Origin of the sequence: Rhodococcus sp. EPR-157, assembly GCF_001647195.1 — a bacterium.
Lineage (GTDB): Bacteria > Actinomycetota > Actinomycetes > Mycobacteriales > Mycobacteriaceae > Rhodococcoides.
The window spans coordinates 1-3,518 of the sequence record NZ_LVCV01000272.1 but is presented as its reverse complement, the minus strand read 5'-3'; the positions used below and the strand labels follow the sequence as shown (position 1 = coordinate 3,518).

The window sequence follows — 3,518 nt, the reverse complement described above, 5'->3', positions numbered from 1 at the left end:
CCACCGAGTTGACGAACATTCCGACCACGCGATCGAGGTCCCGATGCCCGCGCCCCGCCGTAGCGGTACCGATCACCACATCGTCGCCGACGCCCGACCGGGACACCAGCAGCGCCAATGCAGCGTGCACCACCATGAACTCCGTCGACCCGGTGCCCGCCGCCAGGCGATCGATGGCGGCCTTCGCGTCGGGGCTCAGCACGGTGGACACGGCGGCGCCGAGGCCACTCGGCGCACTCGGACGAGCGCGCATGGTGCCCGGTGGACGGCTGTCCGGAAGGTCTGCGAGCGTATCGGACCACCATGTCCGGAGAGTGCTCAGTGACGAACCGGTCTCGGTGGCCTCGCCCAACTCGGCCCGCTGCCAGGCGACGGCATCGGCGTACTGCACGGCCAGCGGATCCCATTCAGGAACACTGTCTTTCAGACGCGCTCGGTAGGCCTCGCCGATATCGGAAGCCAGCACACCGAGCGACCACCCGTCGGCGCAGATGTGGTGCAGGACAAGCGCCACGACATGCTCGTCGCGGTCCGGTAGCGAGATCACTCGACCACGAAGCGGTAGATCGTGTTCCAGATCGAACGGGCGCGTGGCGATCTCGGACAGGGCGGCATGCAGTGCTGTGTCGTCGACATCCGCGCCGTCGATAGTCACGGCGTCGAACGGCAGGGGATACTCGATGCTCGGGGCGTCGAGAATCAGTTGCAGCGGCGAGTCGTCGGACGGGTCGACGGTGAAGACGGTACGCAAGCTCTCGTGGCGACGGACGACGTCGTCGAGTGCCAGCCGGATAGCGGAGACGTCGAGTTCGCCCCTGACTCGGAGAGCGAGCGGGATGTGGTACGCAGCCGACGGCTGGTAGCGCTCGATCCACCACATGCTGCGCTGCGAGGGTGAGGCAGGCAGTGGCTCTTCTCGTGAAACAGAGACCGGGGCAATGGATCCGGTGTCATCGTCGGAGAGATCGATCAGGATGGCGGCCAGGCGCTCGACAGTCGAGTGCAGAAAGACCTCGCGCACGCCGACGCGGTATCGGCCGTCGGTGGCAAGGCGCGCGGCGACGACGGTCGCGAGCAGCGAGTTACCGCCGAGAGCGAAGAAGTCGTCTGTGGCCGACACCGACGGCACGTCGAGAACATCTGAAAAGGTCCGGGCCACAGCGATTTCCTGTGGCGTTCGAGGCTCGCGCCGATCGGCCACGACCTGATCGACCGGCTCAGGCAGCAGGCGGCGATCGACTTTGCCATTGGCGTTCAACTCGAACGCATCGAGCACGTTGACGCGGTGGGGCACCATGTATGCGGGGAGAACGCCGATGAGCGAGGCCGTCACCTCGTCGGGGTTGAGCACCGCATTGTTCTCGGCGACGACATAGCCGACGAGAGTGCGCGCCACCCCGTCGCCATGGACGACCACTACGGCGTCGCTGACTTGTGGATGCGCGCGAAGTGCTTCCTCGATCTCGCCGAGTTCGATCCGGAATCCGCGCACCTTGACCTGATGATCGCGTCGTCCGATGTAGGTGAGTTCGCCTGTGGCAGTCCACCTGACGAGATCACCGGTTCGGTAGAGCCGGCCCCCTCCGAAGGGATCGGCCACGAATCGGCTCGCCGTCAGACCGCGTCGAGCGTGGTAGCCGCGCGCCACCCCGGTCCCGCCGATGTAGAGCTCGCCCACGCATCCCGGGGGAGTCGGGTGGAGTCTGCGGTCCACTACGTAGGCCCGAATGCCGTCGATAGGGCGCCCGAGCGCCACTTTCTTCCCCGCTTCGAGCGTGCCGAGCGTGACTGCGATTGTGGTCTCGGTGGGGCCGTAGACGTCGACCATCCGCCGTCCAGGAGCCCAGTCGTCGACCAGCGCGGCCGGCACGGCGTCGCCCCCCACTCCGATCGAGACGAGTGTCGACCCGGCGGCGGGGGAGACCGTCGCCAGCGCCGACGGCGTGATGAACCCGGCGTCGATGCAGTGCTCGGTGAGCAACGCCCCGAGTTCGTCGCCGCCGTACACCCCGGTGGGCAGTACCACTAGGGTTCCGCCGGCACCGAAGGCCAGGAACATCTCGAGCACGGAGGCGTCGAAACCCGGTGATACGAAATGCATCACCCGTGACCCGACGACGGTGGCGTGGGCCGCGATGGCCGCGTCGGCGATGGGTCCGATACCGCGATGGGTGACGGCGACGCCCTTGGGTACACCGGTGCTGCCGGAGGTGTAGATCACGTATGCGAGGTGATCCAGAGTGAGCGGGGCGAGGCGGTCGGCATCGGTGATTGGACCCTCGTCGATCGGACTCTCGTCGATCGAGCCACCGGCACGTCCGAACGTGGGATTGTCCTCGACGACGATCCAGTCGATCTCGGACGGCAACCCGCCACGTCGATCCCGCGTCGTGACGCCGATTCGCGCGCCACAGTCCGCCAGTGTCCGTTCGATGCGATCTTCAGGATGCGCAGGATCGATCGGCACGTACGCGCCGCCTGCCTTGGTGATGGCCCACACGATGGTCACCGACCTGTGCGAGCGCGGAAGTACCACCGCCACAGGCACGTCCGGGCCGACACCCATCGAGATCAGCTGGCGCGCGATCGCGTTCGAGCGTCGGTCGAGCTCGCGGTACTCGATCACGGTGTCACCGTCGACGATCGCGGGACGATCCGGCGCACGTCGCACGCCGCGGTCGAAGATCTCCGGCATGGTCGCCAGAGCGGCACGTGCGCCGCCGTTCCACTCGTGCAGCAGGAGCTGACGGTCCGTCTCGGTGAGCACATCGATGGCGCTGATCGGGCAGTCGGGTTGCCGGGTTACGAACTCGTGCAGGAACCGAGCGAAGCGGGCACTGTGCATCTCGATGTCGGCAAGTTCGTACGTGGCAGGGTTGCCCTCGATGTCGACGCGCATCTGCCCGTTGTCGGAGTTCGTGTGCAGGGTGACGGCCATGTCCGCCGTCGGACCCGAGGTCAACAGGTCCAGCCGCGCGTCGAGATCACCGAGCCGTATTCGGTCACCGAACAGCATCGGGTTGATCGTCGGTCCCAGGGTGGCACCCGAGGCCCTGAGGTCGCCGGCGATCTCCGCTGCGGGGAGCAGCTGGTGCCGGAGAGCACCTCCGATGCGGTGTCCGATGTTCTCGATCAGCTCGCCGATGGTGGTCGTCGATTCGACACGGGCCCCGATGGGAACAGCGTTGGCCGTCATGGATGCGGAGGATCGCGCCCAGGCGGTGACGCGGGCAGCCATCGGGAGAGTGAGAACGACGTCGTCGGTGTCGGTCGCGCGGGCGAGGTATGCCGCGAATGCTGCGACCACCAGAGCGGCGACGGTGGTCTTGTACGTCCCGGCAGCACTGCCGAGGGCTTTGTCGGTGTGCAGGTCGAGCGTTCTGTCGCACCGATGATTGAACGACGAGGGTTCGGCCGTGCGTCCCGAGAACGACACGGGCTCTGGCAGTTCTGCTGCCACTGATGCCCAATACGCGCGATCTTTCTCGATCCGCGCCGATGCGCGGTAGGCAGCCTCG

The 3,518-nt window shown here is 66.8% G+C and carries 1 protein-coding gene; it reads right to left on the bottom strand.

From position 1 onward, the window contains the following. Positions 1 to 3,518: non-ribosomal peptide synthetase (locus A2J03_RS12440; RefSeq protein ID WP_156520350.1), on the bottom strand; the 3,518-nt coding region annotated here is incomplete at both ends.